Origin of the sequence: Cyclobacterium amurskyense, from assembly GCF_001050135.1 — a bacterium.
Lineage (GTDB): Bacteria > Bacteroidota > Bacteroidia > Cytophagales > Cyclobacteriaceae > Cyclobacterium > Cyclobacterium amurskyense.
This window is the reverse complement of the sequence record NZ_CP012040.1, coordinates 4656091-4674155: the sequence shown is the minus strand read 5'-3', so window position 1 is coordinate 4674155 and position 18065 is coordinate 4656091. Positions and strand designations below refer to the sequence as shown.

Annotated in this window: 9 protein-coding genes; 4 read left to right on the top strand and 5 right to left on the bottom strand. The window is 37.5% G+C overall.

Annotated elements, in window-relative coordinates:
* Nucleotides 1-7 precede the first annotated feature (7 nt).
* The 4 genes from CA2015_RS18860 to CA2015_RS18845 all read right to left on the bottom strand — a co-directional run bounded on the left by CA2015_RS18860 (nt 8) and on the right by CA2015_RS18845 (nt 9799).
* Complete coding sequence (locus CA2015_RS18860; protein ID WP_048643299.1) at nt 8-2914, bottom strand: SusC/RagA family TonB-linked outer membrane protein; 2907 nt, start codon at nt 2912-2914, stop codon at nt 8-10.
* Between the two features lie 1081 nt (nt 2915-3995).
* On the bottom strand, nt 3996-5276 hold the full coding sequence (locus CA2015_RS18855; protein ID WP_048643298.1) for a M14 family zinc carboxypeptidase: 1281 nt from the start codon (nt 5274-5276) through the stop codon (nt 3996-3998).
* A gap of 79 nt (nt 5277-5355) precedes the next feature.
* Nucleotides 5356-6795, bottom strand: coding sequence for a DUF1501 domain-containing protein (locus CA2015_RS18850; protein ID WP_048643297.1), 1440 nt, complete (start codon nt 6793-6795; stop codon nt 5356-5358).
* Nucleotides 6796-6799: 4 nt separating this feature from the next.
* Nucleotides 6800-9799, bottom strand: a complete 3000-nt coding sequence (locus CA2015_RS18845; RefSeq protein ID WP_240477843.1) for a PSD1 and planctomycete cytochrome C domain-containing protein — start codon at nt 9797-9799, stop codon at nt 6800-6802.
* A gap of 793 nt (nt 9800-10592) precedes the next feature.
* On the opposite strand from CA2015_RS18845, the gene CA2015_RS18840 reads away from it, so the two are divergent.
* The 4 genes from CA2015_RS18840 to CA2015_RS18825 all read left to right on the top strand — a co-directional run bounded on the left by CA2015_RS18840 (nt 10593) and on the right by CA2015_RS18825 (nt 16649).
* Nucleotides 10593-13715, top strand: a complete 3123-nt coding sequence (locus CA2015_RS18840) for a SusC/RagA family TonB-linked outer membrane protein (RefSeq protein ID WP_048643295.1) — start codon at nt 10593-10595, stop codon at nt 13713-13715.
* Between the two features lie 24 nt (nt 13716-13739).
* Nucleotides 13740-15584, top strand: a complete 1845-nt coding sequence (locus tag CA2015_RS18835; protein ID WP_048644629.1) for a RagB/SusD family nutrient uptake outer membrane protein — start codon at nt 13740-13742, stop codon at nt 15582-15584.
* 460 nt (nt 15585-16044) lie between these two features.
* A complete protein-coding gene (locus CA2015_RS18830; protein WP_048643294.1) occupies nt 16045-16452 on the top strand; it encodes a hypothetical protein in 408 nt (135 codons plus the stop codon).
* On the top strand, nt 16449-16649 hold the full coding sequence (locus CA2015_RS18825) for a helix-turn-helix transcriptional regulator (protein ID WP_048643293.1): 201 nt from the start codon (nt 16449-16451) through the stop codon (nt 16647-16649). The genes CA2015_RS18830 and CA2015_RS18825 overlap by 4 nt, the downstream gene beginning before the upstream one ends.
* Nucleotides 16650-16675: 26 nt before the next feature.
* On the opposite strand, the gene CA2015_RS18820 is transcribed toward CA2015_RS18825, so the two are convergent.
* The gene (locus CA2015_RS18820) at nt 16676-17953 is read right to left on the bottom strand and encodes a polysaccharide pyruvyl transferase family protein (protein WP_048643292.1); all 1278 of its coding nucleotides are present in this window, start codon (nt 17951-17953) and stop codon (nt 16676-16678) included.
* Nucleotides 17954-18065: the final 112 nt, after the last annotated feature.

Genomic DNA, 18065 nt, shown 5'->3' with positions numbered 1-18065 from the left:
TTCCTTCTTAATTTATAGTGGCTTTGACTCCCAAACTAAAAGTTGCCATTCTAGGGTAATTACCATTTCCTCCATCTCTTTCAGGCTCTAAACCCTCCCATTTAGTAATAGTAATTGCATCCTGAGCATTAAAGTAAATCCTGACACTTTTGATATTGCGTCCGATTTTAGGTATTGTATATCCTAATTGTAGCATTTTCACCCTAAAGAAGGCTGCATTGCTAAGCCAAACATCACTGAGCACCGCATTCGGACTAGTCCCCGTCCAAACTCTAGGGAATCTACTATTAGGATTATCTGGTGTCCACCTATTGTTCATATAATATTCTCTAGGTGCCCCAAGGTTATTGTTAACACCATCCATCAACACTGGATATCCTTCCTGACCATTTAGCCTACCTAATCTTTTCCCAACTCCTTGACCAAGAAAATTAAAATCCCATCTACGAAATCTCAAATTGAAATTTATAGAATAATTCATGTGAGGAAATGGGTCACCGAGATTCACCTTGTCCTCATCGTTAATTACACCATCTCCATTTCTATCTGTATACTTAATATCCCCAGGATATGTATTCGGTAACTTGGCATCAGTAGCATCTACCTCTTCCCAAGTTTGGAATAGGCCATCGCTCTGGTATCCGAAATAATTATCAATCGCAATACCTTCATACCAAATTTTATCTTGATTGTCTTTGAAAATTAGGGTGTCAGAACGATTATACCCAGCTTTCAGAACACGATTTTGGTTATCAAATAAAATTCCACCTACACTATAATCAACCTCTCCAACTTTATCGGAATAATTGGCCGAAAACTCCCAACCTTTGTTTTCAACTTCTCCAATATTTACAGAAGAAGTAAGATAGTACGATCCTGTCAAAGGAGGTACTGGGAAGTTTGAATAAATTAGATCATAAGAGAACTTATGATAGTATTCAGCTGTAAAATTCAACTTGTTTTTGAAAGTGGTTAAATCCAAACCAAAATTGGATTGGCGTTGCTTCTCCCAACTAAAATTAGGGTTCGGTACTCTCATTGTCCACCCCCAAGTATTTACAACTTCTTGCCATAAATAAGGATCAACATTTTCATTACCTATTAGACCATAAGAAGCTCTGAATTTTAAGTTATTTATCATACCAGAACTCACCAAGCCACTCATAAAGGATTCGTTATGAATATTCCATGCAAAAGCACCGGAAGGGAAAAACCCCCATCTGTTATTTGGTGCAAATTTACTGGATCCATCCCCTCTTGCTGTAGCTTCTATAAGGTACCTGTTATCATAAGAATAATTTAACTTTGCGAAAAAAGAGGATTTAGAGAACTCTCGGTAGTCAGTATAGGTGTTATTCATTATCTCTACACCTCCAAGCAAATAAATTTTGTCTTTCCCTTCTCTTAATTCTTTTTCGTAATTAATAAGTGCCCTAGCCGTAACTTGACTCTGACTCACTCCTTGGCTCGCACCCACAGAATTGCTCCAAATATTAACAGGCTTACCATCTCCATCAAAAAACTTATAAGTCAATCTTTTGTATTTATTAGCTGACTTGTTAATCATATAGGAAACATTCCCTTCTACACTTAAATTTTTGTTTATGAAATATTTGGGCCGCAAATTAATTGTACTTCTATCATGCAATGCATTCCATGATCCACCATGATTAATGGAAGCTAAAGGGTTAATGTTATTGTGAAGAATATAATTGTCTTCTAAATCAGAATCATAAAAAATTGGCTGAGTAGGATTCATTCTCCAGGCTAGCTGATAAAGTCCGTGACCATCATTATTGGCCTGTAGTCTATCCACTTGCAACCTGTGTGCGTAAAAATCTGCCAACAAAACAAATTTATCTGCAATATTAATATTAGTGTTAAAACGTGCTGAAAATTTATTGGACCCTTCCAATTCATTCATTCCATTTTCATCGATGTAGCCAAGCATCAAATTGAAAGTCCCTACCCCTCCTCCACCGGAAATACTTGCTGAAGTATTGTGTGAATAGGATTGCCTTTGCATAACTTCATCCAACCAGTTTACATTGGTGTAATTTCCACTTTCAGAGGCTGCTATATCTTCATCAGAAAACAAAAGCGATTGACCTTGGTGTCCTCTTGCTTCATTATTGAGCTTCATATAATCAGTAGCTCCAACAAAATTAGGGAGATCTATTGGGTTATGAAGTGCACCCCAAGAGTGTAGATTTACTTTAAACTGCCCAGTTGTACCTCGATCTGTTTCAATAATAATTACACCATTTGCACCCCTAGAACCATAAAGTGCCGCAGAGGCCGCATCCTTCAATACAGTGATATTTTTCACCTGATTTGGGTCAATATCCGTTAGGGATTGTTCCATACCATCGATGATAACCAAAGGCCCTGCATTCTGCAAAGTACTAATCCCCCTAATAGATATAGACCCAGGCACACTACCTGGAAGGTTATTTCCTTGCATCAGTGTAACACCTGGTATGGTACCACTAAACGCTTCTTCCAATTTAAAAATCGGCCTGCTCTTTACAAGATCCATATCTAGTTGCTCTACTGAAGAAGCCAAATGCTGCCTTTCAACCTCACTAAAACCAACCACTACAACTTCATTTAAATCCACACTTGATTCTTGAAGAGTTACATCTATGGAATTGGTACCTTTGGTGCTAATCTCTTGCCCTTTAAACCCAATCATATTGAAAATTAAAGTAACATCTCCTGAAACAGAAATGCTATAAGTCCCATCAAGATCTGTGGTTGTTCCCGCAGTGGAACCTTTAATAAGTACCAACACCGATGGAATCGGCTCCCCTGTCTCGTCTGTAACTTTTCCAGAAACAGTACGTTGCTGTGCCATTAAGGACCAAACTGGCAATACAATTAACATTAGTAGGATTATTCTACTTTTTAACATATTTAAATATTTAATATTTGTAAAATTTTTAATATATCTTACCTTTTTAGTAATAATTCAAAAAAACACCATTTTATTTCCCGAAAAACAAATAATTGAAATAATCAATTATTTAGACTTTATTTATTTTATCTCACCATATTTTACCTCCTTTCTCATCATTTTTTTAAAATATTCATCTAACTAGAAGAAGATATTAAAATTATTTAAACAATAAATTAAATATAGACATAAAAAAAGCATCTAAAAATCCAGACATAATAAATATCAAAAAATTCATACTTATTAAATTTCAACCTCAAAATAAAATATATTATGGATGTAAATCACAATTAAATCTTCATTTAAAGTACTGAAAATCAACTTCTTATATAGTTAAAATAACACCCGACATATCTTCATTTAATAAACCATATTTTAATTTCCCTTCCTTAAAACACATTACTTTAAGACCAATATATTACCGATAATTACCGTTCATGTAAACAAAATATTTTTTAAGATTTAATCTCAATGCTTATATGAGATAAACTTAAATCTTAAATTAACAACAAGGCATATTTCATCCGCCACCCTTATTCCACCATATGATTTGAAAGCAAAAAAACCAGCCTTTTTAGAGACTGGTTTTTTGCTCGGTTTCGGTAAAATAGGAAGTAGTAAATATTTGCTGATTAAAAAAATCAATAATAGTATAGCTTTTTTAACCCGAAATATGCAATAGACATTCTATTACGTGCTGAAATCGCTTTAAAATACCCAATCGTTGCTGTTTTCAATTTCACCATAGCGGTGATATGCTAAAATCTCCAAACAGTTTGATTTTCTTGCGATTGCAACACTTCCCGTAGACACGGGACAGGCTTCACCCCTGACATTGTCAGGACGGAGAAATCCTATTACATAATCCGGGTTTAATTGAATTGGCAGCAATGAAAAAAACTAGTAATTGTCCACCCATAAACTATTAACATTTGCTCAAATTAAAGTATATCATCAAGGAGTTCTGAATAATAAAAACTAACAAATCCTCAATCAAACTAAAGACATTGTCATTTGAGTTAAATTCTCTGACAAAACTTCACTGACCTTCAATATACTCCGAAAGTGCAAAGATCAAATCCTTTCCAAACAACCTTGCTTTTTCTTGGGTAACAAGCTGTCCATTATTGATCCCAAATGGAAACTCAAGGGTAGTGGGCATTATTAATCCTTCACCTAAAAATCCCGAAGCCCATTTACTAAAAGAGTATCCTTGTTCATAATTGCTACCTTTATTCCATGCAGTGCCATAAGCAAGAAAACCTGTCTTGCTATTAATCGTAAGTGGCCCTTGCTGTGTTCGGATCAGGGTATTTACAAAATTTTCTTGGGCAGCAGAAATCCTCTCGTCTTCGTTCCCCACAAAATAAACCCATTCATTGTTTTCTCCTTTAATCCAGGGATTGTGAAGATCTATCCCAACCCAAGGCAATCCGTCGATCCATTTCGGAATGTCTTCCCTTATGGCTTTTGTACTCGTGTAAATACTTTCTCCGGAATAATCCCTGTTGTGATCTCTTGGACTCCGGTATTTACCTTGATCACCTTGTTCTACACCATCTTTATCTAAAAATGGAATGATCATAATCTCCACCTTATCTAAAAATTGATCCATCCTGGTATTATTTGATGTCAATGCATCAAGCATCCCCTCAATGATATAATTGCTCATCATTTCTCCAGCATGTGCCCTGGCAGTAAACAATACCCTAAACTTTGGTTCAGAATCAAAGTTACTTACCAACAACTGCTCAACTTTTCTTCCCGCTCGGGTGGTACTAAGCACAGACTTTCTTAAATATTTGGAGTTTTTATGCTTCAACATATACTTATCAAAGTTTTTCTGTGTGTAAGCCATACCCATACTTAGCATTACGGGCTTTCCATCCCCAGAAAATTTAAAGCTAAAAAGATCAGGTCCCAGATGATTTTCTTGATCAATCCAATTCCATTCATAACCACCATCGGTACTGAAGGCCGCACCCAAATTGGTCAAAACATTGGGTTTGGTCGCTTTAAAAAACCATTTTTTATTGGACGTGCTTTTAACAGTAAAACACCAATAAAACCATTCTCTAGGAGTGTCCCGTAGGTCTGGTTTAAAAAAAATAGTGTCCCCAAAAACTTTATCAATGACAACATTTCCACCTGGAAAATCACTCTCTATAATGGGTGTCTCAGCAGTTCTATTGGCAAAATTAAGCTTATTAGGACTCCCAACTCTTAAAGGATTCTTTAACTCATCTTGGCCAAGTAGTATATGGGGAATAAACAGAACAGTGGCAAAAAAAATAAAAGGGATCAATTTATTTAATAACATAAGAGATAAGGTATATGCGTTTATTTTATTCAATTAATGATTTGAAATTGGAGTAAGCTCCGACTAGCTAGGCCGGTACTCAAGCCAGAATATCCTTAACCACGTTTCCATGTACATCTGTTAACCTGAAATCTCTACCCCCAAAATGATAAGTCAGTTGTTTGTGATCCACACCCAGAAGATAAAGAATAGTAGCATGAAGATCATGAATAGTCACGGGATTATCCACTACCCTATAACCATACTCATCTGTCTGCCCATATATCGTTCCACCTTTAACCCCTGCTCCAGCCATCCACATACTAAATGCAGAAGGATTATGGTCTCGACCATCACTACCCTGTGCAAAAGGTGTTCGACCAAACTCTCCTGTCCAAACCACCAAGGTTTCTTCTAGCAGCCCTCTGGACTTTAAATCCTTTAAAAGACCGGCTATGGGTTGATCAACAGCATGGGCATTTCGCTCATGCCCGTCTTTTAAACTGTGGTGCTGGTCCCACCTGTCAATACCGCTCATATATGGGCAAGTAAGCTCCACGAATCGAACGCCTCTTTCAACCAGTCTTCTGGCCATTAAACACTGGGCACCGTAATTTCTTGTATTTATATCCTCGTCAAATAATCCATACAACTGTTTTGTAGCTTTGGTCTCAGAAGAAAACTCTGTCAATTCAGGAACAGAAGATTGCATGTGATAGGCCAATTCATAATTTTTGATAGCTGCTTCAATTTCATTGGACTTACCTTCTTCTTTTGCATCCATTTCTTTTATAAAATCCAATTTTTCCTTTTGGTGACTAGTCAAACTGCTGTCTGGCTTAATGTTCGCCACAGGAGTATTACCGGTTTTCATAATTGATGCCTGATAATCAGCAGGTAGGAATCCATTCTTAAAATTATCTACCCCTCCAGGAGGAATAAGTCCTCCATCCAAAACCACATAGCCTGGCAAATTACTATTTTCGGTTCCTAATCCATAATTGACCCAGGCACCCACACTTGGTCTTCCCTGCAGCCCACTCCCAGTATGGAGGAAATAATTGGCGTTGGTATGCTCGGGGAAATTCGAAACCATAGACCTAATCAATGCCAAATCATCTGCACAGCCAGCAATGTGAGGAAATAGCTCACTTACAGCCATTCCAGATTCTCCATATAGCTTAAAATCCCAAGGGCTCTTTAAAATTTTACCATTATTATTAAACTGTGTCGCATCTATTTTAAACTTGGGATCCATACCATTTTCCCTAGCAAGCCGGGGTTTTGGATCAAAGGAATCTACCTGAGACACTCCTCCGTCCATATACAAGAAGATAACGTTTTTGGCCTTAGGTAAAAAATTAGGCGCTTTGGCCAATTGGCTTAGAATATGTTGGGATTGCTTGTCTTTAGACTTGCAGGCAGCTCCCAAACCACCCATCATCCCCATTAAAGCAAGTGAGCCAAACCCACAACTGCTAAATTTTAACATCTCTCTCCTACTTAAAGCTTTATTGAGAAGTGGCTTGTGATTGTTCATGGGTCTAAAGTAAGTAAATAAATGATTTCATATTAAATAAGGCATGACAGTATTCCTTCCATACAGTCAAGTCTACATTCTCTTCATCCTCAGGGTCAATAGAGGCTACAGCCTTGGTCTCCTTCAAAAAAGCCAATCCTTTGTTGATTTCATTCTCAGTAGGTGGCCTCGAAAAGGCCCTTAAATAAGCCTCTACGATTTTTTCATTTTCAGAAAGCTGTTTGTTCTCCAATAATTCATTGGCCATAAGGCCTGCCTGTTCTGCAATGAAAGGATCATTCATTAAAAACAAAGATTGTGCTGGCACATTTGTCACATCACGTTTCCCAAAAGTGGTAAAAGGGGTCGGTCTATCAAAGGCGGTCATCATTCTATCAAGAAAATTTCTCCTTACTTCAAGATACACAGACCTTCTTCCATTGCCATCCAAAGGTCCAGAATTTCCAGGCCTTCCTCTCCCCTGCATAAAGGAGGTCAGATGTACAGGAACAGGATTTCCATACATAGAAGAATTCAAAGTACCAGCCACTTTCAAGACAGCATCTCTGATTCCCTCTGCCTCCAGCCGCCTTACAGAATACCTGGTCAAGTACAAATTGTCAGGATCTTTATCTACACTTCCACCAATGGTACTCCTTTGAAAAGCCCGGCTAAGCACCATATTTTTAATCATTGTTTTAATGGACCAGGAATGCTGAACAAATTGCAAAGACAGAAAATCTAATAATTCAGGATTAGTGGGCAATTTACCTTGAAGCCCAAAATTATCAACAGTCTCTACTATTCCTCTTCCAAACACATGGTGCCAAATCCTATTTACCATTACCCTGGAAGTGAGAGGATTATCTTCCGACAAGATCATCTTCACCATGTGTTGCCTTCCACTTCCTTCTCCTCGATAGGGTTTTTGTTCTTCAAATATCCCTGAAAGAAAGATCCTTGGCATTTTCTCTTCGCTTTGATCCGCATGGTTTCCTCTAATAAAAATAGGACTTTCCTTAGCAAAACCATCTGTTACCCCTTGTATGAATACACTGTCTTTCACCTGACTCACAAAGGCATCACTTTTTTCCCTTAATGTAAAGGCCGAAGGAAACTGCTTAATAAGCTCACCTTTTTTTAATTTCTGATTTAAATAGACTATTTCCGAAGGTGTACTTTGACCATCCTTCCAATTCTTTACCGCCTGAGAAAGTGAAATGTTAGTTTCCTGATCGTTTAAGACGGGAGTTTGCCAAGCACCGTCAAAAGCAATGGCAAAAGCAGCTTCAATATAAGCCTCTGTATGTTGGGTATAATTATGTCTAATAAATGAGCCTGGTAATAATTCTATATAAACTTTCTGGCCTTTCCAACTTCCCACATCTATGGTATAATCACGCCATTCTTCCTCATTTACTTTCTGGTCCAGATCACCGTAAATAGGATTACTTATGAGTTGGAAATTCTCCATTACAATACGGATGCTTGCACCTTTACCTTTTGCTCTGACACCTATAAACTGTTTGTCAACAATAAAATCAGGGGACCTTAATGCACCAAAAATACCCCTTCCAAATTTTTGACTTGAAGCCATCCCCTCAGACAAGTATTGCAAATCACCCTTTGAAGAAAACAAAGGTTCCCCCAAAGTAGTACTTGTACCAAAGGCAAAACCATCAGCTTTCCAATCCTGAAAATCAGCAGCTCTGAAATCTCCTAGCACCTCAAATCCTTCAGGATTCTCAGTTGTAGATTTTATATTTACAAATTGGGCTGGAAGCGTATCTGAAATGGTGGAGTCAACCCAAGATTCGGCCAGTAAAGATTTGATTTTTTGTTTTAACTCAGCAGCCTGAGAAATTTTCTCAAATTTCAAATTGGAATCCCCAACAGGCACAGGACTGAATCGAGTACTTCCCAATACTCCATAAAGCGAATAGTAATCCGCAGTAGGTATGGGGTCAAATTTATGATCATGGCATTTGGCACAAGCCACGGTAAGCCCTTGAAAGCTTTTGCCTACCACATCTATCATATTATCTATCCTGTCTGCCTCATCTTTTTTTACATCCACCGGACTGTGCGTACCTTCACCCATTGTGAAAAACAAGGTGCCTAAAACAGATTCATTCTCACCCGTTTTAGGATTAACTCGGGGAGAGTGAAGCATGTCTCCTAACAATTGTTCTTTTATCAATTGATCATAGGGCACGTCTTGATTGAAAGCCCTTATAAGATAATCTCTAAACCTCCATGCCCCTTGAATTTGATAATCAAACTCATGTCCTTTGGTCTCAGCATAGCGCACCACATCCATCCAATGGCTGGCCCATTTCTCTCCAAAAGCTGGGTTATAAAGGTACTCATCAACCAACTCAGCATAAGCCTCCGGTCTTTCATCCGCTACAAAGCGCTTTACTCTTTCTACTTCAGGAGGAAGGCCTGTCAAAACATAGGACAACCTTCGTATCAATTGGTATTTATCTGCTTTTAAGCCAGGTTTCAAACCTTTTTCGGCTATTTTTTCATCAATTAATTCATCAATTTTACTGCTAAAATCTTTCTTGTTTACCTCCTTTTCAGTGCTAGGTGGTAAAAAAGCCCAATGGGGTTCATATACAGCACCATCTTCTATCCATTGTTTTATCAAAGCTACTTCATAGTCAGAAAGGGTTTGTTTCAAGGAAGGAGGTGGCATCATAAAATCTTCATCTTCGCTGGTAATTCGATCGATCAAAGCACTTTTATGAACTGACTCTGGTACGATGGCTCTATTTCCGCTTTCCAAAAGCATGGTCGCCCCTTCCTCTAAATCTAACCTTAATCCGGCTTCCCTACTACTAGGGTCAGGCCCATGGCAGAGGTAGCATTTTTGAACCAGTATAGGCTTTATATGAAAGTTAAAGTCCACCTGAGCAGGCATTTCCTGCTTAGCCTCTTGTTCACAGGAAAGCATGGCACCTAAGACGATAACAAAGCAAAATACTATTAAAACACGTAAAGAATAGATCCATTTAAACATTAACATCCCATATGAAATTGACACCTTATAAATTAAAGTAAAATGAATAATCTTCAATTTACTTTATTTTACAAAAACTTCAATGGCAAATGAAGGAAAACACCAATTTATAAGTCAACAATAATACAGACAGGGAAAAGAAAGAATAATTATTGACATTTTCGTCCCTCCTCACGAATTAAGGAAGTTTAGTTTAGAAGCAGTAATAAGGTAAAATCTACAATCAGCCAAATTTTCTTGCCAATGCATATTCTCTAAGTGAAATCCAGAATTTCTATGGTAAGGATAGAGCAAATAAATAGTGAAATCAGTAAAAATGAACATGATAACCTTAGTAAGTTTTAATATAAATTGAAGCATGCCCTCTAAGATTGAATGAAAAGCATTGCATCCAGGTAATCTCAAAATACATACCTGAATTATGATATATATAATTATATGACAATTAACTAAATATATAATCATTTCATTTATACAATATTGCATTTAATTCATTTTATACATAATAAAAAATAGTACTTTAAACTTAAAATTATTTTTAGGATTTATAAATACAATTTTTTAAATATTTTTTACCGTATTCATATTAGAATAAAATTTCAGGTATATTCTTCACATTACTTTATTTACAAAATATAAATCGTGAATTCGGTTACGTACATCATATATATTGATAATGAAACCGATTGCATAATCAATATTGTTTTACTATTATTGAATATCTAATAAGATCAATTGAATCAATATTCTTATTAAGATTTAAAAATAATCTTTTAATTCTAACCCAAAAAAGATGAAAAACTTATTACAAAAACAATTTTTCAGAGTATCAGAAATGAAAATTCTGATACTCTGTTTCTGCATGCTGTACATTTCAGTGGATGCTGCAGCAGAATCACCAAATATTCGGATTGATGAAGACATTACGGTATCGGGTCAGGTAACTGATGATAACGGTGAAGGTCTTCCTGGAGTAACGGTACTTATCGAAGGACAGGGAACGGGAACAGTCACTGACATTGAGGGCAATTATAAAATTACTGTGCCTGAAAATGCGAGTTTGACATTTTCTTTTGTTGGATTTACTACCCAAACTCTAGAAGTAGGGAACCGTTCACAATTGAATGTAACCTTAATTATGGACACCGCTTCACTAGATGAAGTTGTGGTTATTGGCTATGGTACAGCTAGAAAAAGAGACCTTACAGGTGCTGTATCATCAGTTACAGCCTCCAAACTTGAAAATGAGAATCCAAACTCAATCCAAGACGTTCTTAGAGGAAATATCGCTGGCTTGAATGTTGGCTTGAGCACCTCCGCAAAAGGAGGAGGTAGTCTTGAAGTACGTGGAAGGACTTCCTTAAATGCAGGTTCAAGTCCACTTTTGGTTCTTGATGGGGCCATTTACTATGGACAGCTTGCAGACATCAACCCAAATGACATCGAAAGCATAGATGTTTTAAAGGATGCTAGTTCCGCAGCAGTATTTGGAGCCAAGGCCGCCAGTGGTGTTATACTTATCAATACCAAAAAAGGAGAATTGGGAAAGACCCAAATTAAAATTAATTCTAATTGGGGGCTGGCTACCATGTCAAAAAATGAGCCTTTATATGGCCCACAGGGCTTTCTTTCCTGGAGAGAAGACGTAATGGAAAGTATAAATGCAGGAGGATTTGAACCTTATAGATTTTCAAACCCCAATACGCTTCCAGACAACATCTCCTTAGACACCTGGCTCAAATATGATGGCTCAGAAGGAGATCCAGAAACAGTATGGTTGCAACGATTAAACATGCAACCTCTAGAAATTGCCAACTACAAGGCTGGAGAGAGTGTCAACTGGTACAATATGATGTTTCAAAACGGCTTGAGACAAGACCATACAGTAAGTCTTTCGGGTAGAAATGAAGATTTTCAATATTACTGGTCCATGGGCTATCTGGACAATGAGGGGTTGATCGTAGGCGATGAATTCACTACCATTAGAAGTAGGTTCAATATTGAAGGCAATGTAAACGATTGGCTTACAGTGGGAATGAACACACAATTTGCAGATAGGGATGAAAGTCAAATTGCAGTGAACTGGGGCGACATGGTCAATTTATCACCCTGGGCGGAACCCTTCTTAGAAGATGGCGAGAGCCTTAGATTCAGACCAAATGAAGAAGTGAGTGGTGGACGCCACCCCTACTATACTCCTGGATTTACGGATAGATTACAGAAAGAAACTACAATCAATGCTACTTTATTTGCAGCAATTGAACTTCCTTTTGGCTTCAAGTTTAGAACAAACTTTACACCTCGGTATGAATTTTATGAACGTTATAATCATGAAATGGCTGCCCACCAGGACTTTGAAAACATGGGAGGTAGAGCGAGCCGGCAACAAAGAAAAGTATATTTCTGGCAGCTTGATAATATCTTAAGCTGGAGCAAAAACTTTAATAACATACACAATTTTGATGTGACACTCTTGGCCAACTCCGAAAAATTCCAAAGTTGGGACAATACAATGAGCAATGTGGGGTTTGAACCCCATGACCGGTTAGGTTATCACAATATTGGAGCTGGGATCAACCCTATCATTTCAAGTAATGACCAATACCATACAGCAGACGCACTTATGGGAAGAGTTATTTATACCCTTTCTGATAAATACATCACCACTCTTTCTGTAAGAAGAGATGGATATTCTGCTTTTGGTCAAAGTAACCCTAGAGCTACTTTCACTTCAGCAGCTTTTGGTTGGGTTTTTACTGATGAAGATTTTGTCGATATTCCATGGTTGGATTATGGTAAATTAAGGGCTTCCTGGGGGGTAAATGGAAATCGCGACATTGGTAGATATGCCGCTCTTTCAGATTTACAAACAGGTAAATATTTTTACCAAAGACCAAGCGGAGACATGTATTTTGTAAGTCAATTGTATGTAAATACCATGCAAAATTCCAACCTAAAGTGGGAAAAAACAACCTCCTCAAATATTGGTCTTGATTTCTCTTTGTTCAATAGTCTTTTGGATGGTACTATAGAGGCCTATGACATGTCCACTACCGACCTCTTAGTAGAACGGTCTTTGCCTGATATTTTGGGATTTAACTTTGTCTATGACAATTTAGGGGAAGTAAGAAACCGTGGGGTTGAAGTGAGCTTGAACAGTCAGCTAATGCAAAGATCCAACCTTACATGGAGAGCAAGCTTAAATTTTCAAATGAATCGTAATAAAATAATTAGCCTATACGGAGATTTGGATGAAAACGGAAAGGAATTGGATGATATAGAAAACAAATGGTTTATAGGCCATCCAATTGATGCCATATGGGATTACAAAACAGATGGCATATGGCAAACTCCTGAAGCAGACCAAGCCAGTGATTATGGGGTAAAGCCAGGTGATTTTAAAATTGAAGATGTAAATGAAGATGGTCTTTATTCTAACGCTGACAGACAATTTTTAGGATTTACAGAACCAAGATCTAGATGGAGCTTTAGAAATGAATTTAAAGTCTGGAAAAATTTCGATGTTTCATTTATGATGTATGCTTATTTAGGGCATATGGGAACATTCAACCAAAGGAAAAACAGACAAGGATTCCTTGATCGATCCAATTCTTACATTTTACCTTATTGGACAGAGGAGAACCCTAGTAATGAATGGGCCAGACTCTACTCAAGTGAAGGTGGAGCTGGAGGTTTCAATGTTTATCAAAGCAGGTCATTTGTCCGTCTAGAAAATGTTTCCGTAGCGTATACTGTTCCACGAACAATAGTGGAAAGGGCGAAAATAGAAAATTTACGATTTTATATGAACGTAAGGAATGTTGGCTTCTATGCTACCGAGTTTAATTTTTGGGACCCTGAATCTGCAGTTCCAACCCCTAGAATCTTTACACTGGGTATAGATTTGACTTTGTAATAATTGGCTAAAATGAAAAAAATCATGAAATTTAATATAAAAAAATCAACGTTCTACCTCTCCATATTGGCCACCGGCCTTTTGGTAAGTACAACTTCCTGTGACGAAAGTTGGCTAGAACCTAAACCATTATCTTTTTATGCACCTGAAAATACTTTCAACTCTTCAAGCGGACTTTGGGGTGCATTAGTAGCATGCGAGAGAAACATGAGGCACGAACTTACTGGTGATGGCCCCCCTATCCTAACAGAGCATATATTTACAGAAGTAGCTGTAGAAGGAACAACCGATAAATCTGGCCCAGCTCAGGACATGAACCTTCTGATTACACCAGATGCCAACCTTAACTCTGCAAATTACAATAGAATTGGATGGTATTGGTATGAAGGTTTTAAGGGTATTAAATATGCAAATACTGTAATATCCAGAATTGATGACCCAACAGATTACGAATCAGAAGAGGAAAGAAACCACATTCTCGGAACAGCTTATTTTCATAGAGCATTAAGGTATTATAGGCTTACAAATCAATTTGGAGATGTCCCTTTAATTCTTGAAGAGATACTTGAGCCTCGCCTAAACTTTTATTCTACTAAGAGGGAAGTAATTCTACGTAAAATGAAAGAAGACTTAGAATGGGCAGAGCCTTGGGTGCCTGCAGTGATGGACAAAGGGCAAGTTCCTAAAGGAGCCATTCAGCACCTTTTAACTAAAGTGAATCTTGCACTTGGAGAATTTGACGATGCCATTGCATCTGCTTCAAGGTTAATAGATGGAGGTACACATTCTTTGATGACAGACAGATTTGGGTCTACAGGTAATGACCCTTCGAAAAACCTAATTTGGGATTTACATCGACCTGAAAATAAATCGGCCAATGTTAATAAAGAGGCGATTTTGATGGTCATGGACCGTATTGATACTGAAGGAAATTCTGGGGGGATGTCTTCCATGCGACAAGGTGTGCCTTTCTGGTTTACTAACATCAATACACCAAATGGTAATCGTGGTACAATTGATCAACCAGGAATTGAAATTGATCAAGTTAGCACTTATGGTAGAGGTATTGGTAGACTGCGTGGAACCTGGTACCACCAAAGCATGATTTGGGATGATGAAAACGACCTGAGGCATGCACCTGGAAACTGGATGGACATGACAGATTTGGTTCATAACAACCCAGATTTAAAAGGTACCGATGACTATTATGGAAAACCTTTACAGTTCCGAAATGATGAAGGCACTGTTTTAGTGGTAGACACCATTAGAAGCTGGTTTTCTTGGCCTCACTACAAACTATTTATTCCTGACCCACAAAACATAAGACCTAGCGGAGGTCATAGTGATTGGTACATATTTAGGTTAGCAGAAACTTACCTCTTGAGAGCTGAGGCCTACGTCTGGAAAGGTGATTTAACCAATGCTGCCAATGATCTCAATGCAGTAAGAACCCGTGCAGGTGCTGCACCTTATTCTCCTGATCAAATGAATATTGGGACCATACTAGATGAAAGAGCTAGAGAATTGTACTACGAAGAACCTAGAAAAACAGAACTTACAAGAATGGCTTATATTTTTGCCAACACAGGAATTCAAGCTTATAATGGTAAAACCTATTCCATAGAAAACTTCTCCGATGAAAACTTCCTTTATGACAGAATAATGTCTGTAACTGATTTCTATAATAAAGGAGTTTCAACCAGACATGGAGATACTTATACCTATAGTCCTTACCATGTACTATGGCCTATACCTGCCCCTGCAATAAATAGTAATACCCAAGGTATTATCAATCAAAACAAAGGCTATTCAGGATATGAAAACAATGTTCCTCCACTTACTACAATTGAGGAAAATACAAGTGAATAAATCACCCTAATTCCCAATACCGAAGCCCTGAGAAATTCACTTTTTTCAGGGCTTTATTTTTTGAGTTTCGGATGTTAGCCCTTACAAAATTTACCAATTTAAGTTTTATTGTACTTTAACCCGAAATATGCAATAGACAATCTATTACGTGCTGAAATCGCTTCAAAATCAGCCACTTCGTTGCTGTTTTCAATTTTACCATAGCGGTGCTATGCTAAAATCTCCAAACAGCCTGATTTTCTTGCGATTGCAACACTTCCCGTAAACACAGGAAATCCTATTACATAATCTGGGTTAAAGATCAAATGAGCTCCTATTCCTACTTTTTGAATTATTGGGAAAGATACTTTTTAGAAAAATCTTTAGGCTTTCAATGAATAAAAAAAATGTAAAGTTTGTTTTACATTTTGAAAATTAACCTTACCTTTATGTAAAGTTTACTTTACATAAATTTAATACCATGGAAATTCAAAACTGGAAAAAACAACGTAAAAAAATTACAAGAAATTTAGGAATATGGACTTCACTATGGGTCATGACTGTTGCTTTTGTTACTTTTGGACCTCAGTTTTTGTGGGAAGGGAATAAACTATTCACTTGGCTGGGGGTATTGGTTAACCTACTATTCGCAGTTGGTTTGGTTTTGGCTAATATTCGCTTTCTCAAATCTCTAGACGAACTTGAAAAGCAAATTCAACTGGAAGCCATGGGAATTGCACTAAGTGTTGGTGTATTTGGGGGCTTGGCTTATAGTCTTTTGGATATCACTAACTTAATCTCTACTGATGCTGAAATTTCCTTTTTGGTAATAGCAATTAGCCTTAGCTATTTGGCTGCCATAGCAATTGGAAAAAAGCGTTACCAATGAAAAACAATTTAAAAGTACTCCGTGCTGAAAAAAACTGGACCCAAGCAGATCTAGCAGATAGCCTAGCTGTATCCAGGCAAACCATCAATGCAATAGAAAAAGGTAAGTTTGACCCAAGTCTGCCTCTTGCGTTTAAGATCGCCAAATTGTTTGGGAGCTCAATCGAAGAAATATTTGAAGATGAAAGTGAGGAGTAATTCTATTAAACTCCTCACTTTCATCTTCAAATTGTAACCAATTTAATTTTTTCTGAGGAAGTTTTGTAAATATTGGCTACTTTTTTCATCGCTTTCCCCAACTTTCGTTCAGCTTTATTGTAGTTTTCCCAGTTTTCCATCAAAGTATCGGCAATTTGCTTCCCCTCCGTTTCTTCTATTTCAAATACCCAATCTGCCAATCCCAGGTCATAGTACATCTGACCTTTGATGGTGTCTTCAGGTTGCCTTAAATAAAACATGGGTGTCCCATTTGCTGCCGCTATTATCGGAGAATGACATTCAAAACTCAGCACGGAATGAGCCCTAGAATAAATCGATGCCGCTTCATCCGGAAGCCAATAATCCCGCTTGATAACCTTGCTTTTCACATCCTCTGGAAGGGGATTAACCAACAATTCATCCATAATATCTACCTGATAAGTCATCTCAGGACAAATCAATACTTTGTTTCCTGTTTTCCTCACCCACTCTATCATGGCCACCCTCATCTTTGCATGATCTACTTCTTTGTATTTGGCATTGGTTTCTTCTACTTCTTGAATTTTCTCAGCCGACCAGCTAACTTTTTTGATTTTATGGTAAGGGGTATACCTTAGCCTAGGTATAACACATATAAATTTCTTCTCCTCTAATTCATGGGTTTCCAAAAACGAAATGGCTTTGTCCTCATCCAATAAATCAAAGAAAAAAGTGGCATCAGGAGCAAAAGAAACACTTTTTCCCGTGATCCCATGGTCTTTTAACACCTTTAATGAAGCCGTTTCTCTTGTGTAAATAAAAGAGGAAGTATCTAGTACTTTTTTTAATTCAGGAGTAATGGATTGAATCGTGGTGCCAAAAATTCCAAAAGGCTTATCGGTATATTTTATCCAGGCCTCAAGGTTGTCCTGCCCTACCACGTATGGGCCAGAACCATGGACCAAGATATCTGCATTTTTAATGGCAGACATTACTTCTTCATTCTCCACGCTACTATCTTGTGCCACTGAGCCGTAGATGATTTTCACATCTGGATAGTTCTTATAAAGAAGTTGCTTTACTTTCTCTCCTTTAGATTTTTTCCAAAGGATGATTTTATATTCTGGAAGGAAGGTCTTCAATATATGGATCAATCCTGGCGTATGTGCAATATCACCAATATTCACATCTTGCCAGCCAGACACCAGCAATATGGTCTTGGTCGAATTTGAAGAACTATTATTTGCAATCGCACCGGTAATGGATGCCACTAGCATTCCTGTTGACAGGTAACTAATTCTTTTCAATACATTTCTTCTTTCCATAATCCTTCCTAATTCTCTTTATTAAGGCTACTAAAATGGATTTATTTCAGGTAAAATAAAACTATTACCCAAGTTATTTAATGTTTCAATTTTGGCCTAGAGCAAAACCATC